Origin of the sequence: Streptomyces phytophilus (assembly GCF_013870535.1) — a bacterium.
Taxonomy (GTDB): Bacteria; Actinomycetota; Actinomycetes; order Streptomycetales; family Streptomycetaceae; genus Streptomyces; species Streptomyces phytophilus.
In genome coordinates this window covers 1-1,444 of sequence record NZ_JACBXC010001434.1, presented here as the reverse complement: position 1 = coordinate 1,444, position 1,444 = coordinate 1, and the positions used below count along the sequence as shown (strand labels likewise).

Annotated in this window: 2 protein-coding genes; one reads left to right on the top strand and one right to left on the bottom strand. The window is 75.6% G+C overall.

What is annotated here, in order from left to right:
- A partial coding sequence (locus H5J30_RS33075) for an MFS transporter (protein ID WP_181791400.1) occupies window positions 1-882 on the top strand: 882 nt, incomplete at its 5' end.
- An 87-nt stretch (window positions 883-969) separates the two neighbouring features.
- Here H5J30_RS33075 and H5J30_RS33070 read toward each other — a convergent pair.
- A partial coding sequence (locus tag H5J30_RS33070) for a TetR/AcrR family transcriptional regulator (protein WP_181791398.1) occupies window positions 970-1,444 on the bottom strand: 475 nt, incomplete at its 5' end.

The window sequence follows — 1,444 nt, the reverse complement described above, 5'->3', positions numbered from 1 at the left end:
ACCGCCGGGGTCCTCCTCGTGGTCTTCGCCCTCATCGAGGGCGAGCGGTACGACTGGGGCGAGGTCCGGGGCATCGTCGGCATCCCGGTGATCGGCGGCGCCGGCGTGCTCGTCCTGCTGGCCTTCGTGCTCCAGCAGCGCTCCCAGCAGCAGCACCAGCCGCTGCTGCCGTTCCCGCTGCTGCGCGAGCGGCGCTTCGCGGTGATGAACGCGGTGCTGATGGCCGCCCTGTTCGCGTCCATGGGCCTGCTGCTGCCGTACGCCCTCTACCTTCAGGGCGTCCTCGGCCTCTCCCCCGCCGAGGCCGGCCTCGTCATGGGCCCGGCGCCGCTGGTCTCGCTGTTCATCGCGCCGTTCGCGGGCAGGTGGGCCGACCGGACGGACCCCCGGGCCATCGTCGTACCCGGGCTGCTGGTCTTCGCCGCCTCGATCGCCGTGCTGATCGCCACCAGCGGCACCGGGTCGAGCGCCTGGTCGGCGCTCCCCGGGATGGTGCTGTTCGGCGTCGCCGTCGGCCTGGTCTTCGCGCCGGCCAACGCCCTCGCCATGCGCGACGTCCCGCCGCACCTGGCCGGCGCCGCCTCCGGAGTGGTCAGCGCCGCGCGGCAGTTGGGCACCGTCCTGGGCGGCGCTGACCACTCCGGAGGCGGCGCCGTGCTCCAGGCCGGACTGGCGGAGAACCTCCGGTCGCAGCCCTACCCCGACGCCTTCGTCGGCGCGATGGGGCCTTCCCTGTGGCTCGTCGCCGGCGTGCTCAGCGCGACCGCGCTGCTGTGCGGCGTCGCGCTGCGCCCGTCCGCGGTACGCCCCGGCCCTGCCGCGGCGGCGGAGGAGCCCGCAGGGGAGCAGGTCGAGATGCAGGTCGAGAAGCAGGTCGGCTGACGCCCCACCGGACCCCGGCCCGTGCGACCGCCCTCCCCCGGCGCGGACGCACGGGCCGGTTCCCGTCCCGGGGACGGGGGCGGGCCGTCAGGCGGCGGATCCGCGCAGGTGCACCCGCAGGTACGCGTCCACGAGGCCGGGCACCTGCGCGGCGGGGAAGTCCTCCCCCGCGTACAGCCGCCGGAAGATCACCGGGCCCAGCAGCCGTTCGATCCCCTCGTCGAGGTCGAAGGACTCGGTGAACCGCCCCTCGGCCGCCGCCCGGCCGAGGATCTCGCCCACCACCTCCGAGCCCTTGCGCCGGCACGAGTCGAGCACCTCGGCGGACGCGGGGTCCACGGGCGGGTGGTCGATGAGCAGCCGCAGCGCGCGATCGCGCGTGGGGTCCTGGAGCATGGTCCGTACGGTCCGCAGCTCCGCGATCAGGTCCTCCCGGAGCCGCCCGGTCGGCGCGGTGTGCTCCACCGCGAAGATCTGGCTGAGCACCTGCCGGATCAGGGCGGCGGAGTCGGGCCAGTAGCGGTACAGGGTGGTGCGGCCGACGCCGCTGCGGCCGGCCACC